Below are 24,057 nucleotides of genomic sequence, written 5' to 3'. Positions count from 1 at the left end.
TATTCTGTGTTTTCTTTCGGTTAAATCAGTATTCAACTCCTATAAAATACAGAAGCACTTGAGAATCCTCCAATATGGCAAATGAACATCTTTATCGAATGTGAAGAAAATATGTAAGAGTAGCTTCTATATTCAAAAAATTTTTGATAAACTAATTGAAGGCTTAAATCTTAGAAGCGGAAAGGGGGCCACTAGATGAGTATATTTAAAGACTTAATGTGGTTTTTTAAGCAAGAAAAGAAGGCGTATATTGTTGGCATTATTATGCTTTTATTTGTTGCTATGTTTGAGTTAGTTCCACCTAAAGTCATTGGGTTTGTGGTGGATGAAATCAATAGAGGACAATTTACTGTAGGGTCAATATGGAAGTGGAGTGCAATTTTAGCTGTAACAGCCATTACTATGTATATTTTGCGTTTCCAATGGAGAATTCGAATTTTTGGTTCAGCTGTAAAGCTATCACGGCAGTTACGAAATCAATTGTTCCGCCATTTTACCGAAATGTCTTCATCCTTTTACCAAAAAAGGAGAACAGGGGATTTAATGGCACATGCGACAAATGACCTTCAGGCCATTCAACAAACGGCTGGAGCAGGTGTTTTGACGCTTGTGGATTCCTTGGCAACCGGAGGATTTGTCATTATCGCAATGGCGACAACGATTAGTTGGAAGCTTACACTAATCGCTCTTATCCCAATGCCCTTTATGGCTTTATTAACAAATTATTATGGAAGCTTGTTACATAAACGATTCCACAAAGCACAGGAGGCATTTTCTTCATTAAATGATAAAACACAAGAGAGTATAAGTGGGATTAAAGTATTAAAGACGTTTGGACAAGAAAAAGAGGATATTGAATCTTTTCGTGATCAATCGGAGGATGTCGTACAAAAAAATATTTCTGTTGCAAGGGTTGACTCTTTGTTTGATCCAACGATTGCTGTCATTGTAGGGGTATCTTTCTTCTTATCCGTATCGTTTGGTGCTCGTTATGTGATCAACGGTGAATTGACGATTGGAGAGTTAGTATCATTTACAACCTATTTAGGATTATTAATTTGGCCGATGCTTGCTTTTGGGTGGTTATTTAACATTGTTGAGCGAGGCAGAGCTTCCTATGATCGAGTGTCCTTGTTATTAAAAGAAACGAGAGAAATTAAAGATAAAGAAAATGCCATTACATCAAATCCAGTAGGGGAGATTTCGTATAAGCTTGACTCCTTTACTTATCCTAATGAATCCGAACCTGTATTGGAAAATATTCATTTTTCTGTTAAGCGTGGAGAGACGTTGGGGATTGTGGGAAAAACAGGCTCAGGCAAAACGACGTTATTAAAGCTGTTAATTCGAGAGTTTGAAGGTTATAAGGGTTCTATAAAATTTGGCGAACATTCCCTTGATGATTACACATTAGAAGGTTTGCGTGAATCAGTGGGATACGTTCCACAAGATCATTTCTTGTTTTCTACTACAATTGCTGAAAATATTGCCTTTACGGACCCTTCTACACCAAAAGAAAATATTGAATCAGCGGCTTCACTAGCTCATATTCATGAGGATATCAAAACGTTTACAAACGGTTACGAAACAGTCGTTGGTGAGCGGGGGGTATCATTATCGGGTGGACAAAAACAGAGGATATCCATTGCTCGGGCATTACTAATGAATCCTGAAGTCTTGATGCTTGATGACTCATTAAGTGCAGTAGATGCTAAGACGGAGGAGTCTATTTTAAGATCATTAAAGGAGAACCGCTCGGGGAAAACAACGTTTATTACATCGCATCGTCTAAGTGCAATACAGCATGCGAATTTAATTATTGTTCTTCAAGAAGGAAAAATAATTGAGCGTGGTACTCATGAAGAACTAATGGATCTTCATGGTCATTATCACGAGATGTATGTACGTCAGCAACTAGAAGAACTTGTCGAGCATGGAGGTTAAGTGATGGAAGAGAAAACAAAAGTAATGGACTCCAAAGTTCAGCGAGAAGTTTTCAAACGGTTGTTAACGTATACTTCTCCACATAAAAAATCAATTTTGATCGCATTTGTTTTACTGATCTTCACGACTGTAGGAGAAGTAGTAGGCCCAATTTTAGTGAAAATCTTTATTGACGATTATTTAACACCACGAACGTTTCCATATGAGCCCATCGTCTTGTTAGCTGGCGCATATATATCCATCTTAGTGTTAAAAGTCATTATTTCATATTTTCAATTATTAACATTTCAAAAGGTCGCGCTTAAAATTATACAACAATTAAGAATTGAAGTTTTTTCAAAAGTGCAGGGATTAGGAATGCGCTATTTTGACAAAACTCCTGCAGGAAGCATCGTATCTAGAGTGACGAATGATACAGAAGCGATTAAAGATATGTTCGTAAGTGTACTTGTATCATTTATTCAAAGTGGCTTTTTGTTAATCGGTATTTTTATTGCGATGTTTTCGCTCAATGTAAAGCTTGCATTATTCTGTCTGTTCTTATTACCTATCATTTTTTTCATCATGAAAACTTATCGAAAATACAGTTCTGTTTTTTATCAAGATATGAGAGAACGCTTGAGTCAATTAAATGCGAAATTAAGTGAATCTATTCAAGGTATGAGTATGATTCAAGCACTGCGACAAGAAAAACGTTTACGCCAAGAATTCGGAGATATAAATGAGCAGCACTATCAAGCTGGTATGAAGAATATTAGGCTAGATGGACTACTTTTAAGGCCAGCTATGGACGTTATTTATATCTTTTCCTTAGTTTTAGTCTTAAATTTTTTCGGTATTACTAGTTTTTCAAATACCGTAGAAATTGGAGTGCTATATGCTTTCATTAACTATCTTGATCGCTTCTTTGAACCAATCAATCAATTAATGATGCGTTTGTCTATGTTCCAACAAGCAATTGTTTCTGCCTCAAGGGTGTTTAAGCTTTTAGATGATAATGAAGTGACACCACACCAACAAGAACAGGATGATGTATCGATTCATCAAGGGGAAATTGAATTTAGAAATGTTAGTTTTTCTTATGATGGCCAACAAGATGTATTGAAAAATATATCATTTAAAGCAAAACCTGGTGAAACGGTAGCCTTAGTCGGTCATACAGGGAGTGGGAAGAGCTCCATTATTAATTTAATGATGCGCTTTTATGAATTTGAGCGAGGGGAAATCTTAATTGATGGTCGTACCATTAAAGCGTATAAGATGGATGAAATTCGTGATAAATTAGGACTTGTCCTTCAAGATCCTTTTCTGTTCTTCGGAACAATCGCGGATAACATTCGATTGCACGATAAAGATATTGATGACCAAGCGATTGTTGAAGCGGCAGAATTTGTTCAAGCTCATTCGTTTATTGAGAACCTTCCAGGCCAATACGAACATCAAGTAGAGGAAAGAGGCTCCACCTTTTCAAGTGGTGAGCGACAGCTGCTTGCGTTTGCAAGAACGATGGCAGCGAAGCCGAAAATTCTTGTACTAGATGAAGCGACAGCCAATATTGATACGGAAACAGAAGAAGCGATTCAGGCTGCTTTAGAAAAAATGCGACGAGGAAGAACAACGATTGCCATTGCTCATCGACTTTCTACTATTCAAGATGCAGACCAGATATTAGTGCTACATCATGGAGAAATTGTGGAAAGGGGAACTCATCAGGAACTCCTCGGACAAAAGGGGTTATACCATAAAATGTATTTATTACAAAATGGATTGGTTAACTCGATGGAAGACGTCGTTCGTTAGTTCAACTGTATGATAATACCTTTATTATTCATGAACCAAAACAGTCCAATTACTTTTAATTGGGCTGTTAATTTATCAGGTGCTTTCAATTTGGCATTGAAACGGGAATTTTATGTTTGACCCTTTACCTGCTATTGGAAACGAGTAGTAATGGAATAAACTCAACAGTTCTCGTGTTTGCTCTTCTTCTTAATAAAACTGTAGAGGGAAAAGAAGATGTGAACGAGAAATCTATTCGATTGCTTTATGAAAATAAAGCCAACGCTAATAAACAATTATTCTTAAAATGACCGATTCGTTACTAAGGAATAATGACTAAAAAATTGGAGGAGAAGTTATTCAAGATGAAGGGATAGCATTGAGGTTAATGAGAAATCAATAAAGCATCTTTTTCTCATTTTCATTAAAGGGGAGATTTAAGTTGAGAGACTTTGAAAATGTCATGAATAAAAATAACGGATTTAAAGTATTAAATGGCCTACCGAATTTTATAGCTATCGAAGAAGATACCACGATAAACTTAAGTAAGGAAGAACTGTACGATATGATACAAAGCGTAGTTCGTGTTGGTGAGAATGCAGGAGTAAAAAGAATGGGTGTTCACATAAACAAAGAATCTAACCATTATCATGTATTATCAAAACTGTTACGTTCTATTGGGTTTGAGGTATTTGCTTCCAAAATAGAAGTCTATCGAGATTTAGAGGGAGTGCGTAGCGTTCATCATGAATATCAATGGCGTTCTTTAGGAGAGGGTAGCATTTCTATCGATGAATTTAAGCATAACTGGATGAAAAGTATGTCAGATTCTGATAATACTACGTCTACGTTAACAATGGATGAACATATCGACTCATTAAAAAGTGAATTGGGTGAAGGATGGAGGAATTGTTGCCATGTCGTTTATCTAAAGGATACTCCGATTGGAATTTCTATGCCAATCATTGAACCAGGCACGAAGAATGAAGGAAGATTATTCTACTTCGGTATTGTACCTGAACAAAGAGGGAAAGGACATAGTGCTCTTATTCACGAGCAATCCTTATGTTATTTAAAACAATTGGGAGCAACCTATTACATAGGAAGTACACATGAACAAAACTTGAAAATGCAGAAAGTTTTTTGGAAGAACGGATGTAAGATAAAAAGACAAATAGAATCGTATTACTTCTATTTTCAACGATAAAAAAATAATTAAAGAACGAGCTTGGGGAAGATTAGAAGGATAGGGAGATGTTAAAAAATTGATACTAACGTCATTGCGTAAGGAATTTCCTGTCTCTAATTGGTCATGGTAAAGACCACTCCCAATATAGTGAGCAATACATAAGTCAGTATCCGTTTATAAAGGGGAAGAGTGTAGAGTACTGAGGTGAAAAGGTGAGAAGATATGTCATCAAGCATCATAGAAAAACAAAAGATTTAAAGGGAAGTGACCATTTTCTTCTCCAAATAGAGTTCATTGTAGCAGTTCAATAATTCATCAAGTTCTTGACTATATCGAATTGCTTCAGAGGAGTTTAAACCGTGAAGGGATGCAACTTTGAAAAGATCGAGTCGTTTTTGTTCAATTTTCTCGATTAGAATTTGTTTACTCACGTTCACTTGTCCTTTCTAGTAGTAGTATGAAAATTGGTAAGGGAATGATGTATGTTAGGATTATACCAAATAATTGAAATGAATTCAAAGAAATCCTATTAAGCTTTTCTTGCCACACAATGTTCACAATGTTTTTTCTCATCTTTCCTGTTTGAATTTGATACAATAGTGGAGATAATGGTTTTTTAGGAGATGTTCTATTCTATGGAATTAAATGTATTATTAGCATTTGGAGCGGGGTTTTTAAGCTTTATTTCCCCTTGTGTTTTGCCTTTATTCCCTGCTTTTTTATCGTATATTACTGGAATGAGTGTTACTGAGTTAAAAGAAGAAAACGGAATGCTCAGAAAGCGAAGTCTATTACATACACTTTTCTTTTTAATCGGCTTCTCGTCGATATTTATTGCACTCGGCTTTGGTACTTCTTATATAGGAGTCATTTTTATTAATTATCAAGATGTTATACGACAAATCGGAGCCATTTTTATTTTTACTTTTGGGTTAATGATACTTGGACTGTTTACACCAAAGTTTTTAATGAAGGATCGTAGAATAGAGTTTAAAACGAGACCTTCAGGTTATATTGGATCGATTCTCATTGGGATGGCATTTGCAGCTGGGTGGACCCCATGTTCTGGTCCAATATTAGGTGCTGTTCTTACACTAGCGATTGATAATCCTGGTTCTGCTATGTTTCTAATGATAGCGTACGTATTAGGGTTTGGAATTCCGTTCTTCACGCTTGCTTTCTTTATTAGTAAAATGAGTTGGTTGAAGAAGTATAATCAGAAGATTGTTAAGGTTGGTGGCTATCTAATGATTATAATGGGTGTAATACTGTTTTTTAATGGACTTGAATATATCATCCGTATAGTATCTATCCCATTTGGCGACTTTCAGGGGTTTTAATGCAAGCTTTCTGAACAGGAATAGGAATTTTATACTATAAATGCTATAGTGTAAATGAAATAGATAGGATAAAAGTAATGGTTAGATGGATGAAGGGGGAGCATCAGTGACGACGGTACTAATAGTAGATGATGCAAAATTTATGAGAATGACTTTACAAAATATGTTAATCGAAGACGGTTTTGATATTGTTGGTGAAGCTGAAAATGGTAAACAAGCGATTGATCTTTACCGAGAGCTCAAGCCCGATATTGTGACAATGGACATAACCATGCCAGAAATGAGTGGGTTGGATGCCTTAAAGGTAATACTTTCCGAATTTTCAGATGCGAAAGTTATTATGTGTTCGGCAATGGGGCAACAAAAAATGGTGGTTGAAGCCATTGAAGTTGGTGCTAAAGACTATATTATAAAGCCATTTGATGAAACGAGAGTAAGAGAGGCTATCAACAAATTGATGACGAAATAATTTCAAAGCCGTTTAGGAGGCCACCTAGATGGCTTTCTTTCATCATATTATGATAAAAAGAGAGTAGAAGAAAATCTATTTATGTTAAAGGGTGACCAAATTGATTTATATAACCTCGATAGTAGCCGTGTTTATGGGGATTTTTGTCCTATTAATTAGAATGAAAGCGAGTAAAAAGCCTGTAAACGGCAAGAAAATAATATTACCACCAATCTTTATGAGTACTGGGGCTTTAATGTTTATTTTTCCTATTTTTAGGGTAGAGTTGAAAAATGTTTTGGAAGCCGTTATCGTAGGGTTTCTCTTTTCCATTTTACTTATTAAAACGTCCAAATTTGAAGTGAGAGAAAATGAAATCTTTTTGAAAAGATCAAAAGCTTTTGCTTTTATTTTAATTGGACTTTTACTTATTCGTATTATTGGAAAATCATTGCTCAGTTCGACAATTAATTTTGGTGAATTGAGTGGAATGTTTTGGATACTAGCGTTTGGCATGATTGTCCCCTGGCGGATTGCCATGTATATTCAATATCGGAATTTAGCTAAACAAATGTCTATATAAAATCGTGAAACAGACGTTAATAAAAGTTAGCGTCTGTTTTTATATTTACTCCAGATTGAGTTATACTAACGGAAAAAAGAGGGTTACAATGAAAAAAGCGAAAATCGTTTTATTATTATTATTCGTCATCTTTGGACAAACAGCCATGGGAAAAGAGAATGAACCAAATCCGTTAGAAGTAAAAAAGAAAGCATTTGCGATTGTGATTGATGACTTTGGAAATAACATGAGGGGAACAAAGGAAATGCTACAGCTTCCGCTTACATTAACGGTGGCTGTGATGCCCTCTATGGAAACGACGGAGCGAGATGCCAAATTGGCGCATCAGTTGGGACATGAAGTGATTGTCCATTTGCCCATGGAGCCTAATAGAGGAAAGCGTAGTTGGCTAGGGCCTAATGCCATTACGACAGATCTTAGTGACGAAGAAATTCGTCAGCGAGTTGAAACAGCCATCAAATCTGTCCCTTATGCTGTAGGAATGAATCATCATATGGGATCAAAAGCAAGCGCAGATGAACGGGTGATGAGAATCGTGCTTCGTGTTTGTCGAGAGAAAGGACTATATTATTTAGACAGCCGTACGACGCCTAAAAGTGTAGTACCCAAGCTAGCTGCAGAACTTGGCGTCCCTTTTTTAGAAAATGAGATGTTCTTTGACGATATCTATACAACCCAACACATTACGAAGCAAGCGAACCTTTTTGTTAAACGATTAAAACAAGATAAGGAAATTATTGCGATTGGGCATGTCGGCATTACCGGGAAGCAAATGGTGAGCGTTTTAAAAGAGTTTATCCCTGTTTATAAAGATGAAGCACAATCTGTTCCATTGTCAGAATTAATCCCTGAGTATGAAATGGTAAATGAACGATTTGAATAGCGAATCCAAAAATAGGATTGTCCACGCGACAGCTGAAGGAAGATAACTGATTAAAAAAGACTACCAAATAAAGTTACTTTGGTAGTCTTTTTTAACTATTCATGTAGTTGATTGGGTAAGTATGGATCCCTGAATTAATTTGAGTTCTTATTTTGTTTCTTCTTTCTCCAAAGCCAAATACCGAGAGCAAAGAAAATAATGTACAACATGATGGGTATAACAAGTATTGGTGCCATAATACACGTCCTTTAAAATAAGCTGTTATAAGCGGAGGTGTCAATTTTCATCTCTGCTAGTTTTTTTCTTAAAAATTTATGATCTCTTTTAGGAGTAGCTAATATATAGCCTCGAATCACTTGGTCTTGGGAGATTAATGATGTTTTTTCCATTAATGCAAGTTCACCAATCTTACCAGCAATTTTTTGTCGTGCTACATCTCGAAATAGCTCTGGGACTGGGCTTACGAGTTCTTCTAATAAGGCTTTCTCCCCGGGCTGCCATAAGTGAAGAGATTCTTTTATATAATGATCTTGCCAATCAAGTATGGAACGACCATCCTCTTTGGGAAGTCGTTTTAAAAACTTTCGGAACATAAAAAATCCACCGATAGCAAATAAGGAAATTAAAATAAATCCCCATAGTATAAAAAAGTATATAAACCAATCTTCCATATAACAATCACTCCAGTTAATTGCACTTTTCTTCTTCTCTCATTATAGAATACAACCCCTTTAGTGACAAGGAATGAAATGTGGTGACCTGGGTGAAAAAAATACAGAAGAAAATATACCGGAAGAAATAGTTTTTTTTAGCAGAGACTTCCTGTATGCTGTTAGATAGACTATCTAAAAAGGGGATTTTAATGGTGCATGTGAAAACACCTTTTAGCAGGGCAATCGTTTTCGCTTTATTTCTATCCTATCTATCATTTCTTCTCTACTTACTCTACTTTTCTGAATACCGATCTTATGTGGGTTCATTAGAAGAGCGAAGCGTTAATCTCCTACCGCTAAATACGATTTCAGATTATATAGTAACGTTTGAACGATTTCATTTTCGAATACTGACAGACAATTTCTTTGGAAATATCATTGCCTTTATGCCATTTGGCTTTTTGGTACCGATATTGTGGACTAAGCTACAAAAATTACGTTCAGTTGCTTTATTATCCGCTTTCTTTTCTCTCACGATTGAAGTCGTTCAGTATATCACAAAGCTAGGGGCTTGTGACATTGATGACATTATACTTAACACAGCTGGTGGAATAGTAGGGTATCTGGGATATAAGTTTATTTTAGGTTTAAATCAAATAGTGAAGACTGTTTAGGATGTCGACAGTCGTGTAAAAGTTATAATACGTAACTAACAATTCGTGACATTCTTTTTGATTTTAGGTTAAAGCGGCAGGGGAAAATTTCTGATTCGTAATGAGGAAGGTAATCCAAGAGATAATGGGGAAGAAAATACGATTAAGTGGAGATGTTTGTTTTTGGAAGAGATAAAGAAGTAAGGTGAACCTGAGTTTGAGGGGAACAAATTTTAACGAAGAGAGCTTTGACTACAGAAGTGAAGCAGTAAAAGGGAAGATTTTATTAAACAAAAAGGAAGACTGAGATAATAGGACTAGAAGATGAATGTAAGTATATCATAGCTTACTAGTGATGAAGGCCAGGTCTACCGAAGAATTAATCACATGAATGATAGAAGGAGGAATGCAGAGTGTTGAGTATTTATTTAACTCGTCATGGAGAAACAGAATGGAATACAGAACATCGTTTGCAAGGGACAAAGGATTCGGCGTTAACGGAAAAAGGTGTGAACGCAGCAACGGCTTTAGGAAAGCGCTTGACTTCTGTTCCGTTTGACGCTGTGTATACAAGTTCTAGTAATCGGGCACGCACGACGGCAAAAATTCTAGTGAACCATCAATATGATTTGATTACTCCAACGGATGCCTTGAAGGAAATTAATTTCGGTCAGTGGGAAGGGAAGACAAGTGATGAAATTCAAGAGGAGTATCCAGCGGAATTTGATGCTTTTTGGAATAGCCCTCATACATACAATCATTTGCCTCATCAAGGCGAAGCATTGCAAGTGTTTCAACAAAGAATTGAAAAGGCTTTACTTGAAATCACACAAAATCATACAACTGGAAATGTGTTAATTGTCGCTCATGCAGTGGTGATTAAAGTGATTCTGACCATGATTAAACAGACATCGTTAGAGTATCTATGGGACCCACCTTTTATTGAGGGAACTAGTTTAACGTTGATCAAAGTCCAAAATGGGGAGTTCCACTTAGAATTGGTCGGAGATATGAGTCATGTAGAAAAACAATTGACAGGATCTAACTATGAATAAGCATACTATTCCATATAAACTTTATCCTGTGACAGATGCTGATAAACGGAGGACGATCGTTTTGTATCATGGTTGGGGCTCATCTGTTGCTAGCTATGATAATTGGGGGAAAAGCCTTTCGGCAAAAGGGTTTCAAGTCGTTATCCCTGAGCTATTGTATCACGATACCCGCTCACCTCTTCAGAACTACCATGATAAATCAGTGCTGAATGAGTATTTCTGGAAGGCTGTTTTCTGGATGATAGATGAAGCGAGAGAGTTTTTACTACCATTCTATGAGAAACGAGAGGACATTATCTTAATTGGAAGTTCTTTCGGGGGATTTATCGCGAGTGGAATATTTTCTTCTATTCCTTATCTAGGTGGACTCGTCAACATTAACGGAACAGGAGCGTTTTGTTCATTTGAAAATAACATTCGTGCTTTTTCCGGAGAAGCCCCCTTATCTGGGGGCGAATTACAGAAATTCCTCACATATGATCCACTAGAAAAAAGAGTGAATAAAGCTCCTATCTTACTCTTACATGGAGATCTTGATTCAGTCATTCCAATACAATCGAAGAGAGAATATGAGCAATATTTGAGGCGTTCAACGGATACTGTAAACTTCATAACGTATAAAGATGTTAACCATACGATTACATTGGAGATGGAACAGGATCTATTTGATTGGCTGGAACGTCATTATGAAAGATGAATTACATAAGGGGGGGAATGACTCCCTCCCTATTTGTTAAAGGGAATTAACTTTAAACACGTTTGGTTGGTAAGAAACCATTTACATAACCTTTTATAAACGATCTGGTTTATTTCTTTATTCCCCTTCTCGTAGCTATTCATAGGTCATTCTATGTGGATTCACTTTTCTGAATTTTCTGCTACAATCAATCCATCCTTAAATTATTTTCTGCCATCAATCAGACTGTGATCGGTACGTTGAAAATAATTGTGAACTCTTTCTTTAGGACGAGAGAGTTCTTAGGTTTAATTATCCAAAGGAAGAAAAATACACTAAGTGAAGTAATATAAACCCTCATGTTGAGATGTTTCTATCTTTCATGAGGGTTTTGTAAATAATGATTAATTAGCGGGTAAGTTACTTTACCTTTCAATTTTCACAATAAAATTAAGGCTGAGTAATGACTCTACTAATCTGCATGACTTAAGCGATGGACGACTTCTTCAGTAAAACGAGTAGCTTCCTCTAAAAAAGGATAATGATTGCTGTTCTCAAAAATAATTAGAGTAGATTGAGGAATCTTTTCATGCATTTCTTCTGAATATTCAAGGGGGCATTGAACATCGAATCGACCACAAACGATTAACGTTGAGGTGGAGATGAGTTTCAGTTTTTTCGTAATGTCAAATAGTTGAATCTCACGATTAAAATAGTCCATTCTCGCTGCTGACAATCCTTTGTTTATTTCTTTTGAAAAATACGTTTTATACTTGTCTGGTTGATGAAGAGATAGCTTTATTCGTTTAATTTTGGATTTTTTTCTTTCCTTTGGAGAAAGATGTTTCTGTTTTAGCTGGATGTTTAATTGCTGCATTTCCTGGAACTTTGGGTGTTCTTGGTGGTAGATGCAGCTTGATGAAAAAGTAAAGTAATCACGTGCAGCAGCGCCTACTAATAGTAACTGATCTAAGCTTTTAGAACAGAAGATGCCATAAACAGCCCCAAGCATACCACCCGTCGAGTGGCCCGCAAATGTCCACGAGGATAGTCCAAGTGCCTCGCGGATGGCTTCTAAGTCAAATACGGTTTCTAGCATGCTAAGCTGATAAGGTTCTATAGCCTTAACAGAAGATCCTGTTTCTCGTAAGTTTATTAAGTAAACTTGGAATGAACACGTGAATGAGTCAGCAAAATAATCACCACTATGATTGAAGATGGAGTATAAGTGTGTTACACAAAGGGGCTTTCCGCTCCCTTTAATAAATATCTCAAATGAGCCTCGATTCGTATTAACTATTTTTCTTTGCCAAATTTTCATCTATTATCTCAAGTCTCCTTTATGACAAAATAACGATTGATTTGCTAATTGTAAAAAAATGAAATAATTCTCTAAAATTGTGACATATTAAAGATTAAAAAGAAAGTCGGGATAATCGTGAAGAAATTCCTAGCATTCTTCCTTTTTCTATTATTGCTAACTTTGACAACGGGATGTCAGTTTGTTGAAAAAGTCAATGTTAGAAAAGAGATGGTAACCTATATAGATTCCATGAATAAGATTATCGATCAGCTAGCAGTGGAAGAAAGAAGTTATAAAGAGGATTATGTTGAGGAGGAAGAAAATGATGAGGCATTTACTTATATAGAAGAACAATACATTCCAGCTTATGAACAGGCAATCAAAGAAATTAAAGCGATACCAATTGAAACAGAAGAGATGCAAGAAATACGAACTCTTATTGTTCAAGCCTATCAACTTAACATACAAGCCGTTAAAACAGATAAGGAAGCGTATGAAACTGGCGATAAAGAATTAACGCTAAAATACGATGAAATTGAAACTAAAATGGAAGAATTATACGCAAGGCACGATGATGAAATGAAGCGACTCGGTGAAGAATACGGTGTTGAGATAACCTTTGAGGAAGAAAGAGGGTAGTAAATTAAATAATTGTAAAATTATAGACGTAAAATTCTGAAGAATTTAGAAAAATCTCTTTACCTATTGGGAATTCAATGGTAAGATTTAATCGATAGTTATACACGTTGTACAAACTAAACAACGTGATACTATTTTTTCGTACCAATTACATATAAACAGGAAAGGGAGAATACCGTATGAAGAAATTATGGTGGTTAGGTCTTGCTTCACTATTAATCGTCCTTGCTGGTTGTGCTGGCGATGAAAAAGCTGACGAAGGTGAAAAAGACAAAGAAAAAGAAGAAGCAATGGACGACACAAAAGTTGATGCTGAAGGAGCAGTTTTAGATTTATATTTATCTGTTGCTAACGACATTAACGCTCAAGACTCTGCGTTAAATGCTGTTGAGCATGCTTTTGCTGAGGAAGATCCTGAAGTACTTAAAGAAAATAAAGAAGCTGCTGACTATGCCGCAGCAACTGAAGCTGCTGAAAAAACAGCAGAAGCTGTTCGTAACGTTGAAGTTGCAGACGATTTAGGAGACTATAAGGAAGACTTCCAAGCTGTACTAGACACTCTTGCTGAGTCTTATGATATGAAAGCAGAAGAATTAAAGAAAGAAGCAGACCTAAACTTTGAAGCAGCAGATGCTAAGTTAACAGAAGCTGAAGAAAAGCTTAATGTTATTTTTGAAGAAGCTGGACATGAAAACGTAGGACTTATTGGTCAAATAGGTTAATAGAGAGAGTAATCTCTTCAAAAAAGACCTGAGACAGGAATGTCTCAGGTCTTTTTAATGTCTAGAGTGCTACTAACGCACTTTTCGTCTTCTTCAACAAAGATTTTATGAGAAAATATAGGCAAAAAAAAAACGCTTAGAAAGAATAAGCGCATATGTAAGAGGGGTCATAATTCCCATTTATCGTTAATTAATAAACTGATTACACTGGGAATCATCATACTTTTTTCCCCATTTGGAGAATATAAAATTAGCAGGTTACTCACTTCTAAAATTTCTATTTTCTTCTTGGTCCTTAATTCAAGTACGAGTTCTGAATAAGCCTGTTCACGTATGTATGAGTTTTCAAACTCATAAATAATAAGCTCTTCCTTCTCCCATTCATAAACTGTAGGCTCCTTATTTTGCAGCAGTTGAAAAGCGGAAGTGGATAGTTTGAAATGTATGCCTTCCTCTTTAAAAAGCTGTAATATATCCTCTGTAGTAAGATTTTTTCCTTGATCGTAAGCGTACAAACATGAAAATAATGCAACAATTGTTAGAAAAGAAACGGTTAGTAATGTTTTTTTGTGTAAAATCAATCTTTTCACCTGGCATTCTTTACAATAGTAATGAATTAATGGAAAAGAGCTATCTCAGCACCCTTCTCCATTAATTAGAAATTATAACATAAAATGTGTAGGTTTCATCAGACTTTATGATCATATTTGGAAATTATCACCCTTTTAGTCGGTCGGGTAAGGTTTTAATGGACACGATAACATCTTCTAACTTTCGCTCAATTCGATGAAGTAAATACAGCGTGACGATAATAGGAAAACCAACCTCGGAGATTAAGGGCAGTAATTCAGTCAACTTAATTCCTCCTTTCATTTATTAAAGCCAGTGCCAGAATATTCTACTGACACTGACGTTTAAATGTCTTTTTACCCCAAAAGACAAGGAGCGTTCTCGCTATCGCTCTTTACTCTAGTGGAAATTCTGTCACATTGCGCTCTAATAGGCGTGCTGCTTTAGCAGTTTTATAAGCACCAGATGAACTTTGAAAAACATTATTGGCAATGATTGTATCCATTACTTGTTTCACAGCCAACTCATCTACAGGTTCAATCGGATCATCCAATGATAATCTAACAGTTTTCCCTTCTTCTGATAAAAAATGAAGTTCCAATGATTTCGCCACGTGTCTCACCCCTCTTCTTTTTAATCTCTTATTCCTTATTCATTTAGGTCGTATGCTTCATTTAACTCTACTTTAAACAGTGACTTAGAGCATAAAGATGCAATTGCTAGGGCGGAAGCATAAATTTCGTCAGTACTAACATTTAGTTGAACATTACTGTACGACTTTCCTTTAATAATCGGTTTTCCTTCACTATCAAACCCGTAATCATACTCTAAGCGTAAACGAGAATCCTTGAGATCAGCTGTTGCCATTTTTATCACCCCCTTTCACCCTTTATATAGGCTGAAGAAGGAAAAAAAGATACCATAAAATACGATGAGAAGAGAGAATGTTAGCAGAAAAAGCAGGTTTTCTCCTTCTGTAGGAAAAAAAGATTGCCTATCATTAAAAAGAGGAATCTATTAAAAAGAACGTATGTTTTGAGTGTGGTATGATAGATAGTAAATATTCGATTCTAGGGGGGCAACATGAAAATTATTCATACAGCCGATTGGCACTTAGGCAAGCTCGTTCATGGCCTTTATATGACAGATGATCAACGAGAAGTATTAAACGAATTCTCTCAGCTTGTAGAGGAGGAACGTCCCGATGCGGTTGTCATTGCTGGAGATTTATACGACCGAAGTGTTCCGCCGACAGCAGCCGTACAGTTATTAGACGAAATATTATTTAAGATAAATGTCGAATTGAAAACACCCGTCATTGCTATTTCAGGAAATCATGATTCTGCAGAGCGGTTGCATTTTGGTTCTTCTTGGTATAAACAGAATCATTTTTATTTACAAGGTAAACTAGATTCCGAATTTAGTCCTATTAGATTAGGAGGATTGAATTTTTACACCATTCCATATGCGGAGCCAGGAACGGTACGCCAACTATTGGAGGATGACAGTATTCATTCTCATCAAGATGCGATGAAGACTATTGTTGGAAAAATTGAAAACCAAATGAATCCAAATGAAACAAATGTCTTTGTAGGACATGCTTTTGTACTGGGAGGAAAAGAAACAGATTCTGAAAGAACACTTTCAGTTGGAGGGTCGGGGGCTGTTGCTTCAGACGTTTTTGCTCCGTTTGATTATACCGCTTTAGGTCATTTACATAGCCCTGATGCGATTAAACATGATTCCATTCGGTATTCAGGCTCATTAATGAAGTACTCTTTTTCAGAGGCGAAGCAGCGAAAGAGCGTTTCGATTATTGAATTTAATGAAAAGGGTGGCTTTTCAATAGAAGAAAAATGTCTTCAACCAAAGCGGGATATGCGTGAAATCGAAGGAATGCTAGACGAATTATTGGATCCAGATTACTATCAATCACAGAAGGTGGACGATTATTTAAAGGTTAATCTTCTAGACGAAGGAGCTTTGATTGACCCAATCAATAAATTAAGAAAAGTATATCCGAATGTTCTTCATTTAGAGCGGAAAATTGAAAATGTAGATGCGAGAAAAAAAAGAGAGTATTCGCCTTCTCATCACGATAAGAAATCTGATTTAGATTTATTTCAACAATTTTATGAAGAGATGACGACACAAACTTTTTCTGAATCAAAAAGAGTTACGATGAGTAAGATTATGCAGCATGTAAAAAGGGAGGTTGAAAGTCGATGAAACCACTTCGATTAACGATGCAAGCTTTTGGTCCTTATGCTGGAATAGAGGTCATCGACTTTACACAATTACAAAGTCGTACGATGTTTGTTGTTTCAGGTAAAACAGGCTCTGGAAAAACAACGATTTTTGATGGTATTTCCTTTGCAATTTACGGGAAGGCAAGTGGAGATAACCGCATCGGATTGGAGTTGCGTAGTCAATTTGCGAAAGCCGATGTTTTAACAGAAGTCCACCTAGTTTTTAGTTTAAAAGGGAAAACGTATGAAATTCGCAGGTCACCTCAGCAGGAAAGAAAGAAAACACGCGGAGACGGCTTTCGTCTAGTAAATGCCACTGCTGAGCTATATCAATATAATGAAGATGGCGAAAAAGTGTTAATTGCGGCTTCCATTCGAGAGACAGACGAAAAAATAAGTGAAATTATCCAGTTGGATGCAAATCAGTTTCGCCAGATTTTAATGCTACCACAAGGCGAATTTCGTAAACTATTAATCGCTGATAGTAAAGATAAAGAGCAAATCCTTCAGAAACTTTTCCATACAGAATTTTATCAAGCAATTCAAGAAAAGCTGAGAGAGCAAGCGACTGATTTAAGGCAAAGTGTTGAGCATTCAAGCGCGGAGCGTTCACGTCTGTTGAAAAATGCGGATGTATCTAATCTAGAGGAATTATCGAATGCACTAACAGAAGATGAAGTAAATGTCTCCTTAATTCTACCTTTACTTAGTGAAGAGATTCAATTGATGAAAACAAAATTGGATAAAAGAGAAGTGGAAAGAAAAAATGTCCAAAAAAATCGAGATGAGCTTCAACAGAAAATGCTCGAAGAAAGAAATAGGCTTGCTCAATTTGAACAAAGAGCCACTTTACAACATCGCCTAGAGCAATTGAATGGAATGACGGAAGTCTTTACGAATAAAGAAAAAGAGGTAAAACTCGCACAAAAAGCTGCTCTGCTTCAAAAACAGGATGAACTATGCCTACGGCTTAAAAAAGAGCTAGACAAAATTAATTCGAAAGTAAAACAACTGCAACAGGATGTTGAACAAGGAGAAAAAGCGCAACAAGAAGCAGAGAGTATGTACCAAGCCGAAGTGAAAAAGGATTCGCTTCGTGAAAAAGCATTAAACGAGAAAAATCATTTAATGTCGTTGCAAAATGCTGTGGAGTCCTATTCATCTCAAAAGGTAGCTACGGAGAAGCTACAACTTCGCGTCCAAGAACTTACGACCAAAAGTGAGCAAAAGGAAGATAGCTTAAAGGGACTGATACAAGAGATGGTCAAGATGGAGGAACAGCTGACTACGCTTAGTGATATAAAGCTACAAGCTGTGCAATTAGACCGTCAAATTGAAAAAAATGATGGTTCTTTAAAGAGCTTGCGACAGTATTCAGATTTAATAGAGAAGAAAAGGTCTTTAACGAATAATTTAACAAATATCCTTGATCGCCAAGAATATCAACAAAAGGTGTTAGCAGATCATATAGCAACCTTTGCTTATTTAGAGGAGCAATGGAAGCAAGCTCAAGCAAGTATACTCGCTAAACAGCTTGTCGAAAATAATGCTTGTCCTGTTTGTGGATCAGAACATCACCCACAGCCAGCACTTGAAAAATTGAAGCTCCCTAGTGAAGGGGAATTGAATGCGGCAAAAGAGGCTGTTTCAAAAGCAGAGGTTGAACTAGCAAATATAGAAAGAGAAAGGATTACACTAGAATCAAAGCAGGCTTCACTTAAGGAGAGGATGGTAGAGCTAGAAGAAGATATTTCGGACACCATATCAACCTTTTCTTCAGAAGGAATAGAAGAGCTTATCTATCAAAAACAATCTGAACGAGATCGATTGATTCGAGCAACGGATAAAATCCACAAACAAATACAATCGCTAGAGCAGTTAACACACGAATTTCAAAAGGTAAAAGCAAGAAAAGAAAAGGAAGAATTAGCTAAAGAGCAATTGCACCGTGAGCGGGAAGAAGCACATGCAAATTACCTTTCACAAAAAGCATCGTTACAACATCTAGAGCAACAAGTACCGGAGCATTTGAGGATTCAAGAACATTTTAAGGAAGTCCTTAACGTGGCAGAGAGAACCTATCGTGAACTTGTTGAGGTGTTTGAATTATCGAAAGAAAAGCTTCAACATGCTACCCAATCGTTACAAGTATTGAAAGTGCGCATGGCGGATGCAAACGATCAAGTAGCGATGAAAGAGGCAGAATTACAAGAAGAAAGGAACTTATTTGTTTCGATTTTAGCTAAAGAAGGATTTGAAAATTATAAAGCATACACTTTAGCCAAAAGGTCAGAAGAACAAATTGAATATTTAGAAAAGGAAATTCGCCAATTTCATGAAGAGAAGCGATCCGTTACAGACCAAATTTCTGTTTTAAATCGTGCACTCGGTGAAGCACTGCCGCCTAAAATCGAAGAAACAGAAAAGCAAATGAAAGAATGCGAAGAGTTATTGGCTGTTCTTCAAGAACAAGTAATGAACATGAAGCAAACCATTCAGCATAACGAATCGATTGTGAAGGCTGTTTTAGAGATTAATGAAACCATCAAAGAGCTAGAAGAAACATATAAAATAATTGGACATTTAGCGGAAATAGCGAGAGGACAAAATACTCATCGAATAACATTTGAAAGGTATGTACTTGCTTCGTTTCTAGATGACATTCTTCAAGTGGCTAATGGCCGTTTAACGAAAATGACGTCAGGCCGGTATCAGCTATTACGAAAAATGGATCGAGCAAGAGGAAACGTTCAAAGTGGGTTAGAGATTCTCGTGTTTGATCAATACACGGGTCAAGAGAGGCATGTCAAAACGCTTTCTGGAGGAGAGAGCTTTAAAGCATCTCTCGCCTTAGCATTAGGACTAGCAGATGTTGTACAACAACATGCTGGAGGTGTTTCACTTGAGACGATTTTTATTGATGAAGGGTTTGGCACACTTGATCCAGAATCATTAGATCATGCTGTTGAAGCATTAATGGATATCCAAAGTAGTGGTCGATTAGTAGGAGTGATTTCTCACGTTCCAGAATTAAAGGAGCGCATTGATGCTCGACTGGAAGTTGTATCGACTCAAGCAGGGAGTACAACGCATTTTGTCTTAAGATAAAAAAATAAAAGCTTTCTGTCAGGCTGTCGACTTTGTCGACAGCCTTTTTCCATGTATTAATTTTTTGTTATTAACTTATAGTTTATTGTGAGGTAGCATAGAACCATAAAGGTGATGAAGGAGGAAAGTAAATGGAAAGAGAAATTAACTTTAGAATGGCTACTGAACAAGATTTAGATAAAATTGTTAAGATGCTTGCTATGGATTCTTTAGGAAGTAAAAGAGAACGGTATGAACAACCACTTCCAGTAAGTTACATTAACGCATTTCAAGCCATTACGTCGGACCCTAATAATGAATTAGTTGTCGCATGCCGTCACAACGAAGTGATTGGCGTTCAACAAATTACATTTACACCCTACCTAACACATCAAGGTAGTTGGAGAGCTACGATAGAAGGGGTTAGAACCTTATCTTCTGAAAGGGGGAAGGGAATAGGAAGTGAACTAATACGTCTGGCCATTCAACGTGCAAAAGAACGTGGCTGTCACATCGTTCAACTCACGACAGATAAAGAACGAAAGGATGCTTTACACTTTTATGAAGCGTTGGGCTTTAAACCAACACATGAAGGGTTAAAAATGCACTTATAATTCAATCTCTTTTCAAACAATGAGCCAATCTTGGATTACTTAAAATTGAGTAGACGGTATAAAGGGAACTTCTCGTAGAATGAACTACATAAATGGGATAAAATGTTAATGTGAGATGTATCCAACCGATGAAACAGTAGCAATAGAACTATTTAGTGCTACATCATCTAATATAGGAGGGGGAGTATGGGATGTGAATAAATTATTTTTAGCTTTATTAATGCTAATCATCATAGGTTCCTTAATTGCTTGTACGAATAATGAAGGGGAAAGTGAAGAAGAAGCAACAGTGCAAGAGGCTGTTAGACAAGTAAGCACAAATGAGATTGAAGATGAGATTCTTGAAGACAACTGGGATCTGTCTTCAATCTTTGAACATTCGGTTGTGCTTGAAAATGGTCAAGAAAGTTATAAGGTGGTAGGGAATCAAAGCACACTAGGCTTTACTGGTCCATTACCAACGGTAGCGAATAAAACGCAAAAGTATTTTTGGTTTTATTTTGGAAATGAAACTATTTACGATAAACCAGTAGATGTAAAAGCGATAAAAAAAGGAGAAAAAGAGCTTATTGATGTATTTTCAGGTACCTTTCATAAAGGGGCTGAATTAGGACCAGGTATCGTGAATATGCCCTCGCATTTAAGATTTCCATCAAAAGGAGTATGGAAAGTCCTCGTATATATAGACGATGACTTGTATGAAAGCATTGTGGTAGAGGTTGAATAATAAATGCTCATCATTAACGATAAGTAGGCATCTCAATAGTGGTGATGAGTACGAATAAGAAATGGTTGTAAGAGGTTACTAATATCCCCATCAGTATCCCTACTAAAATTTGTATAGAGAACGATATAGCCTCGATGATGATGAATGATAAGAATGAGTTTGGTTTCAGTTCCTCAACAATAGAAGAATGGAAAGTGTTTGTTTTTAACGTTGAAGTTTAGAAGTATGGTGATAGAGAGGAATTATTCTTTACCTAGCTAACGAAAGAGATACCGTTAAATACTTTTCCAAAGGAAATTTAATGGCTACACTATGGAGAAATCCTTTAGGATGGGGGATGTATGCAATAGCTAGCAGTAGGGGTTTGGAGAGAAACAATTGGAAATATTGAAAACGGAAAATATAATCCATCTTTAAAATTAGCCATAGACATTGCTAAGAATTTAATGGTATCTGTAGAAGAATTGTTTTTGTTTGAAGACTGATTTTATCTTCTGATATCATGAGAGCTTCAATAAATAATTCTATTGTTCATCTTTAATGGTGAAGTGTATAATCTTCCTTTATTCTAAGCATACTTTAGTAGCAAATAGTAAAATGCAGGAGGACAAATAATGGCTACAAATGACTCTCAACAAAACACAAATACACCGAGTAGACTAGAAAAGGGACAGAATTATAAAAAGGTTGTACTTGAACCTGAAGCACAGGAGTTTGTTGAGTCGACAAAGAATCCACCTTTTTTATTTGAGCTTGAGCCAGAGGAAGGTCGAAAAGCAGTTGATGAGGTACAATCTTCACCTATTGAGAAAAAGCCAGTAGATATTGAAGAGATGATGATTGATGGTGGACCAACAGGGAAAGTATCCGTTCGAATTTTAAAACCAAAGGATGCACCACCTAACCTTCCTATCATTCTATATACACACGGCGCTGGCTGGGTCTTTGGAAATTCACATACACATGATCATTTAATAAGGGAATTAGCTGTTGGTTCACAGTCTGCTGTAGTATTTACAAATTATAGTCTATCCCCTGAAGCGAAATACCCTATTGCAATTGAAGAAGTATATGCCGTTTTAGAATGGGTTTCAAAAAATGGACAAGACTATGGGATGAATCCTAATAAAATTTCAGTTGCAGGGGATAGTGTTGGTGGTAACATGTCTGCAGCGATTACTCTTATGGTAAAGGAACGTAAAGGACCGAAAATTTATAAGCAACTTCTATTCTATCCTGTAACGGATGCATCATTTAACACTGGTTCTTACGAGCAATTCAAAGAAGGATACTTTTTACGTCGAGATGGAATGCAATGGTTTTGGGATCAATATACAACAAATGATGAAGAACGGAATGAAATTACGGCTTCTCCATTGCGCGCCAATACGGAACAATTAACAGGACTTCCAGAAGCTTTAATCATTACTGCTGAAGCAGATGTACTACGTGATGAAGGTGAGGCTTATGCAAATAAGCTAAGAGAAGCAGGAGTTGACGTAACAGCTGTTCGTTTTCAGGGAATTATTCATGATTTTGTTATGTTAAACGCGTTAGCAGAAACGGATGCTGCAAAAGGTGCTTTAACACTTGCAAACTCATGGTTAATTCAATGAAGTTACTAAATGCTCCTGCTGATCAAATAAAGAATCTTCTATTAGCGCTAATTCATGGCCAATTGAATGATTAAACTTCACCATTTCCATTGGGATATAAGGGAAAGAAAAGTATCTCCCCATGCAAATTACCATTAACCTTAAGCTAATCTCCTTACATAGTATGTGGGAGATTTTTCTATGAAAACATAGAAGGAAGAATTAGATTTCATGTAGGCTATTTAATGTAATAATATTTGGAAGTCGTATACTGATTGAAAAACAAAAAAGCTATCTTTGTATATAAATTAAGATAGCTTTAACTGCCTTGAAATGATTATAAGAAATTCATCATAGAGTAGTAAGTCTTTTTATCTATGTACCAAATAGCATTTATCCAACTGTTTAAACGGTATAGTCGAAAAAGTTTTTGATTTCATTAATAAGTTCCTTTGAGTGGTCGAACATCATAGCATGTGATGTTTCAGGAATAACAACCGTTTTACTATTATTTAGTTTACGCTCAACATTCTTTATAAACGCTAACTTCTCGTTAAGCTCACCTTCTTTTTCTGCTGGTAGAAATAACACGCTACAATGAATATTTTCATACAAATGTTCTATTTTTTTATCATAAAGATCTTCAGCAATTTGTCGAAGCGTATCTCTCTTAGATATAAAAGTTACCCTCCCATTCTTTAGTTTTCGAGGCTCAAAATCTTTCATCACCATTTCACGTTCTTTATTCCAAGGAAGCCAGTTTTCCTTCATATGCTGTATCAGCGTTTCCCTTGACTCAAATTCCTGTTCAGGAGCAGAAAAGTATTTATTTAAATACTCTTCTTTTGGTTCTAGATTGGCCCTTTCTGATTTATCAACTAATGCTCCCTCGGAATTCACTAAAGAAAGAGCCCTTTCAGGGTACATAGATGCAAACCTAGTACCAATATAACAACCTAATGAGCTTCCAACGATATTGACTTTTTCAATTTCAAGAGCATCTAGCACCACCCGAACATCTTGAACAAAGGTATCAAGTTGATATCCCGTTGCAGGCTGATCGGATTTACCATGTCCTCGTAGGTCTATCGCGATTACACGGTATTTTTCAATAAAGCTCGGAATAATGCTTCTCCAAATGGCAGAACTCCCACCCATATAGTGGAGGAGTAGCAACGGTTCGCCAGTCTGGCTATATTCATACACCTTAATTTTAACGCCATTTGAATCAATCATATGTTCCTTCATCAAAATAACCTCCTATTATTACCTTATCTGTTAATATTTTTGAAAATTCGTGACTTCAACTATATCTTATCGTATATTGGTGACAGATAACGTCACTAAT

The 24,057-nt window shown here is 36.3% G+C and carries 26 protein-coding genes and 1 pseudogene; 18 read left to right on the top strand and 9 right to left on the bottom strand.

Annotation, left to right across the window (positions count from 1 at the left end):
- Positions 1 to 195: 195 nt before the first annotated feature.
- The 3 genes from WAK64_RS06615 to WAK64_RS06605 all read left to right on the top strand — a co-directional run bounded on the left by WAK64_RS06615 (position 196) and on the right by WAK64_RS06605 (position 4,930).
- Complete coding sequence (locus WAK64_RS06615) at positions 196 to 1,944, top strand: ABC transporter transmembrane domain-containing protein (protein WP_336586163.1); 1,749 nt, start codon at positions 196 to 198, stop codon at positions 1,942 to 1,944.
- 3 nt (positions 1,945 to 1,947) lie between these two features.
- A complete protein-coding gene (locus WAK64_RS06610; protein ID WP_336586162.1) occupies positions 1,948 to 3,744 on the top strand; it encodes an ABC transporter ATP-binding protein in 1,797 nt (598 codons plus the stop codon).
- A gap of 421 nt (positions 3,745 to 4,165) precedes the next feature.
- Positions 4,166 to 4,930, top strand: a complete 765-nt coding sequence (locus tag WAK64_RS06605; protein ID WP_336586161.1) for an N-acetyltransferase — start codon at positions 4,166 to 4,168, stop codon at positions 4,928 to 4,930.
- A 236-nt stretch (positions 4,931 to 5,166) separates the two neighbouring features.
- Here the strand turns inward: WAK64_RS06605 and WAK64_RS06600 are convergent, their stop codons facing one another.
- A complete protein-coding gene (locus WAK64_RS06600; protein ID WP_336586160.1) occupies positions 5,167 to 5,343 on the bottom strand; it encodes an aspartyl-phosphate phosphatase Spo0E family protein in 177 nt (58 codons plus the stop codon).
- Between the two features lie 204 nt (positions 5,344 to 5,547).
- On the opposite strand from WAK64_RS06600, the gene WAK64_RS06595 reads away from it, so the two are divergent.
- From WAK64_RS06595 to WAK64_RS06580, 4 genes are all read left to right on the top strand, one after another.
- The gene (locus WAK64_RS06595; RefSeq protein WP_336586159.1) at positions 5,548 to 6,252 is read left to right on the top strand and encodes a cytochrome c biogenesis CcdA family protein; all 705 of its coding nucleotides are present in this window, start codon (positions 5,548 to 5,550) and stop codon (positions 6,250 to 6,252) included.
- A gap of 106 nt (positions 6,253 to 6,358) precedes the next feature.
- The gene (locus WAK64_RS06590; RefSeq protein ID WP_336586158.1) at positions 6,359 to 6,721 is read left to right on the top strand and encodes a response regulator; all 363 of its coding nucleotides are present in this window, start codon (positions 6,359 to 6,361) and stop codon (positions 6,719 to 6,721) included.
- A 100-nt stretch (positions 6,722 to 6,821) separates the two neighbouring features.
- Positions 6,822 to 7,283 carry a CcdC family protein gene (locus WAK64_RS06585; protein ID WP_336586157.1) on the top strand — a complete coding sequence of 154 codons (462 nt, stop codon included), beginning with the start codon at positions 6,822 to 6,824 and terminating at the stop codon, positions 7,281 to 7,283.
- Between the two features lie 88 nt (positions 7,284 to 7,371).
- Entirely contained in the window at positions 7,372 to 8,166 is a 795-nt protein-coding gene (locus WAK64_RS06580) for a divergent polysaccharide deacetylase family protein (protein ID WP_419465900.1), read from the top strand.
- Positions 8,167 to 8,414: 248 nt separating this feature from the next.
- Here WAK64_RS06580 and WAK64_RS06575 read toward each other — a convergent pair whose 3' ends face one another.
- Positions 8,415 to 8,837 (bottom strand): DUF2621 family protein, encoded by a 423-nt coding sequence (locus WAK64_RS06575; RefSeq protein ID WP_336586156.1) that lies wholly within the window; start codon positions 8,835 to 8,837, stop codon positions 8,415 to 8,417.
- 191 nt (positions 8,838 to 9,028) lie between these two features.
- Between WAK64_RS06575 and WAK64_RS06570 the strand changes: the two genes are divergently transcribed.
- The 3 genes from WAK64_RS06570 to WAK64_RS06560 all read left to right on the top strand — a co-directional run bounded on the left by WAK64_RS06570 (position 9,029) and on the right by WAK64_RS06560 (position 11,224).
- The gene (locus tag WAK64_RS06570; protein WP_336586155.1) at positions 9,029 to 9,493 is read left to right on the top strand and encodes a VanZ family protein; all 465 of its coding nucleotides are present in this window, start codon (positions 9,029 to 9,031) and stop codon (positions 9,491 to 9,493) included.
- A 392-nt stretch (positions 9,494 to 9,885) separates the two neighbouring features.
- Complete coding sequence (locus WAK64_RS06565; RefSeq protein ID WP_336586154.1) at positions 9,886 to 10,527, top strand: histidine phosphatase family protein; 642 nt, start codon at positions 9,886 to 9,888, stop codon at positions 10,525 to 10,527.
- Positions 10,520 to 11,224 (top strand): alpha/beta hydrolase, encoded by a 705-nt coding sequence (locus tag WAK64_RS06560; RefSeq protein WP_336586153.1) that lies wholly within the window; start codon positions 10,520 to 10,522, stop codon positions 11,222 to 11,224. Before WAK64_RS06565 ends, WAK64_RS06560 begins: the two co-directional genes overlap by 8 nt.
- 451 nt (positions 11,225 to 11,675) lie before the next feature.
- Here WAK64_RS06560 and WAK64_RS06555 read toward each other — a convergent pair whose 3' ends face one another.
- Positions 11,676 to 12,524: an alpha/beta fold hydrolase gene (locus WAK64_RS06555; protein ID WP_336586152.1), complete on the bottom strand. Its 849-nt coding sequence runs from the start codon at positions 12,522 to 12,524 to the stop codon at positions 11,676 to 11,678.
- 117 nt (positions 12,525 to 12,641) lie between these two features.
- Here WAK64_RS06555 and WAK64_RS06550 point away from each other — a divergent pair, with 117 nt between their 5' ends.
- Entirely contained in the window at positions 12,642 to 13,145 is a 504-nt protein-coding gene (locus tag WAK64_RS06550; protein ID WP_336586151.1) for a hypothetical protein, read from the top strand.
- A 179-nt stretch (positions 13,146 to 13,324) separates the two neighbouring features.
- On the top strand, positions 13,325 to 13,867 hold the full coding sequence (locus WAK64_RS06545) for a hypothetical protein (protein WP_336586150.1): 543 nt from the start codon (positions 13,325 to 13,327) through the stop codon (positions 13,865 to 13,867).
- 167 nt (positions 13,868 to 14,034) lie between these two features.
- On the opposite strand, the gene WAK64_RS06540 is transcribed toward WAK64_RS06545, so the two are convergent.
- The 4 genes from WAK64_RS06540 to WAK64_RS06525 form a co-directional block, all read right to left on the bottom strand.
- Positions 14,035 to 14,448, bottom strand: a complete 414-nt coding sequence (locus WAK64_RS06540) for a hypothetical protein (RefSeq protein ID WP_336586149.1) — start codon at positions 14,446 to 14,448, stop codon at positions 14,035 to 14,037.
- Between the two features lie 136 nt (positions 14,449 to 14,584).
- Positions 14,585 to 14,722, bottom strand: coding sequence for a YvrJ family protein (locus WAK64_RS06535; RefSeq protein ID WP_336586148.1), 138 nt, complete (start codon positions 14,720 to 14,722; stop codon positions 14,585 to 14,587).
- Positions 14,723 to 14,831: 109 nt separating this feature from the next.
- Complete coding sequence (locus WAK64_RS06530) at positions 14,832 to 15,050, bottom strand: DUF2922 domain-containing protein (protein WP_336586147.1); 219 nt, start codon at positions 15,048 to 15,050, stop codon at positions 14,832 to 14,834.
- Positions 15,051 to 15,085: 35 nt separating this feature from the next.
- Positions 15,086 to 15,304: a DUF1659 domain-containing protein gene (locus WAK64_RS06525; RefSeq protein ID WP_336586146.1), complete on the bottom strand. Its 219-nt coding sequence runs from the start codon at positions 15,302 to 15,304 to the stop codon at positions 15,086 to 15,088.
- A gap of 216 nt (positions 15,305 to 15,520) precedes the next feature.
- On the opposite strand from WAK64_RS06525, the gene WAK64_RS06520 reads away from it, so the two are divergent.
- From WAK64_RS06520 to WAK64_RS06495, 6 genes and pseudogenes are all read left to right on the top strand, one after another.
- Positions 15,521 to 16,666 carry an exonuclease SbcCD subunit D gene (locus WAK64_RS06520; protein ID WP_336586145.1) on the top strand — a complete coding sequence of 382 codons (1,146 nt, stop codon included), beginning with the start codon at positions 15,521 to 15,523 and terminating at the stop codon, positions 16,664 to 16,666.
- Positions 16,663 to 19,794 carry an AAA family ATPase gene (locus WAK64_RS06515; RefSeq protein WP_336586144.1) on the top strand — a complete coding sequence of 1,044 codons (3,132 nt, stop codon included), beginning with the start codon at positions 16,663 to 16,665 and terminating at the stop codon, positions 19,792 to 19,794. The genes WAK64_RS06520 and WAK64_RS06515 overlap by 4 nt, the downstream gene beginning before the upstream one ends.
- A 131-nt stretch (positions 19,795 to 19,925) precedes the next feature.
- A complete protein-coding gene (locus WAK64_RS06510; RefSeq protein WP_336586143.1) occupies positions 19,926 to 20,387 on the top strand; it encodes a GNAT family N-acetyltransferase in 462 nt (153 codons plus the stop codon).
- Positions 20,388 to 20,580: 193 nt separating this feature from the next.
- Positions 20,581 to 21,114, top strand: a complete 534-nt coding sequence (locus WAK64_RS06505) for a hypothetical protein (protein ID WP_336586142.1) — start codon at positions 20,581 to 20,583, stop codon at positions 21,112 to 21,114.
- 356 nt (positions 21,115 to 21,470) lie between these two features.
- Positions 21,471 to 21,599: pseudogene (locus WAK64_RS06500) on the top strand (helix-turn-helix transcriptional regulator); the annotation flags it as partial.
- A 129-nt stretch (positions 21,600 to 21,728) separates the two neighbouring features.
- The gene (locus WAK64_RS06495) at positions 21,729 to 22,730 is read left to right on the top strand and encodes an alpha/beta hydrolase (RefSeq protein ID WP_336586141.1); all 1,002 of its coding nucleotides are present in this window, start codon (positions 21,729 to 21,731) and stop codon (positions 22,728 to 22,730) included.
- On the opposite strand, the gene WAK64_RS06490 is transcribed toward WAK64_RS06495, so the two are convergent.
- Positions 22,719 to 22,865 carry a hypothetical protein gene (locus tag WAK64_RS06490; protein WP_336586140.1) on the bottom strand — a complete coding sequence of 49 codons (147 nt, stop codon included), beginning with the start codon at positions 22,863 to 22,865 and terminating at the stop codon, positions 22,719 to 22,721. The genes WAK64_RS06495 and WAK64_RS06490 overlap by 12 nt on opposite strands.
- Before the next feature lie 249 nt (positions 22,866 to 23,114).
- Positions 23,115 to 23,957, bottom strand: coding sequence for an alpha/beta fold hydrolase (locus WAK64_RS06485; protein ID WP_336586139.1), 843 nt, complete (start codon positions 23,955 to 23,957; stop codon positions 23,115 to 23,117).
- Positions 23,958 to 24,057: the final 100 nt, after the last annotated feature.

The sequence above is a fragment of the Bacillus spongiae genome (assembly GCF_037120725.1).
Taxonomy (GTDB): domain Bacteria; phylum Bacillota; class Bacilli; order Bacillales; family Bacillaceae_K; genus Bacillus_CI; species Bacillus_CI spongiae.
Note: the sequence above shows the minus strand (reverse complement) of the source record. Positions and strands in the feature narration are given on the sequence as shown.

Bases quoted from the DNA above. Each gene is read 5' to 3' on its own strand.
- WAK64_RS06595 (WP_336586159.1), top strand. From the start codon at position 5,548: ATGGAATTAAATGTATTATTAGCATTTGGAGCGGGGTTTTTAAGCTTT.
- WAK64_RS06570 (WP_336586155.1), top strand. From the start codon at position 9,029: ATGGTGCATGTGAAAACACCTTTTAGCAGGGCAATCGTTTTCGCTTTA.
- WAK64_RS06580 (WP_419465900.1), top strand. From the start codon at position 7,372: ATGAAAAAAGCGAAAATCGTTTTATTATTATTATTCGTCATCTTTGGA.
- WAK64_RS06525 (WP_336586146.1), bottom strand. From the start codon at position 15,304: ATGGCAACAGCTGATCTCAAGGATTCTCGTTTACGCTTAGAGTATGAT.
- WAK64_RS06560 (WP_336586153.1), top strand. From the start codon at position 10,520: ATGAATAAGCATACTATTCCATATAAACTTTATCCTGTGACAGATGCT.
- WAK64_RS06495 (WP_336586141.1), top strand. From the start codon at position 21,729: ATGGCTACAAATGACTCTCAACAAAACACAAATACACCGAGTAGACTA.
- WAK64_RS06485 (WP_336586139.1), bottom strand. From the start codon at position 23,957: ATGAAGGAACATATGATTGATTCAAATGGCGTTAAAATTAAGGTGTAT.
- WAK64_RS06520 (WP_336586145.1), top strand. From the start codon at position 15,521: ATGAAAATTATTCATACAGCCGATTGGCACTTAGGCAAGCTCGTTCAT.
- WAK64_RS06615 (WP_336586163.1), top strand. From the start codon at position 196: ATGAGTATATTTAAAGACTTAATGTGGTTTTTTAAGCAAGAAAAGAAG.
- WAK64_RS06490 (WP_336586140.1), bottom strand. From the start codon at position 22,865: ATGGTAATTTGCATGGGGAGATACTTTTCTTTCCCTTATATCCCAATG.
- WAK64_RS06575 (WP_336586156.1), bottom strand. From the start codon at position 8,837: ATGGAAGATTGGTTTATATACTTTTTTATACTATGGGGATTTATTTTA.
- WAK64_RS06610 (WP_336586162.1), top strand. From the start codon at position 1,948: ATGGAAGAGAAAACAAAAGTAATGGACTCCAAAGTTCAGCGAGAAGTT.
- WAK64_RS06515 (WP_336586144.1), top strand. From the start codon at position 16,663: ATGAAACCACTTCGATTAACGATGCAAGCTTTTGGTCCTTATGCTGGA.
- WAK64_RS06545 (WP_336586150.1), top strand. From the start codon at position 13,325: ATGAAGAAATTATGGTGGTTAGGTCTTGCTTCACTATTAATCGTCCTT.
- WAK64_RS06510 (WP_336586143.1), top strand. From the start codon at position 19,926: ATGGAAAGAGAAATTAACTTTAGAATGGCTACTGAACAAGATTTAGAT.
- WAK64_RS06555 (WP_336586152.1), bottom strand. From the start codon at position 12,524: ATGAAAATTTGGCAAAGAAAAATAGTTAATACGAATCGAGGCTCATTT.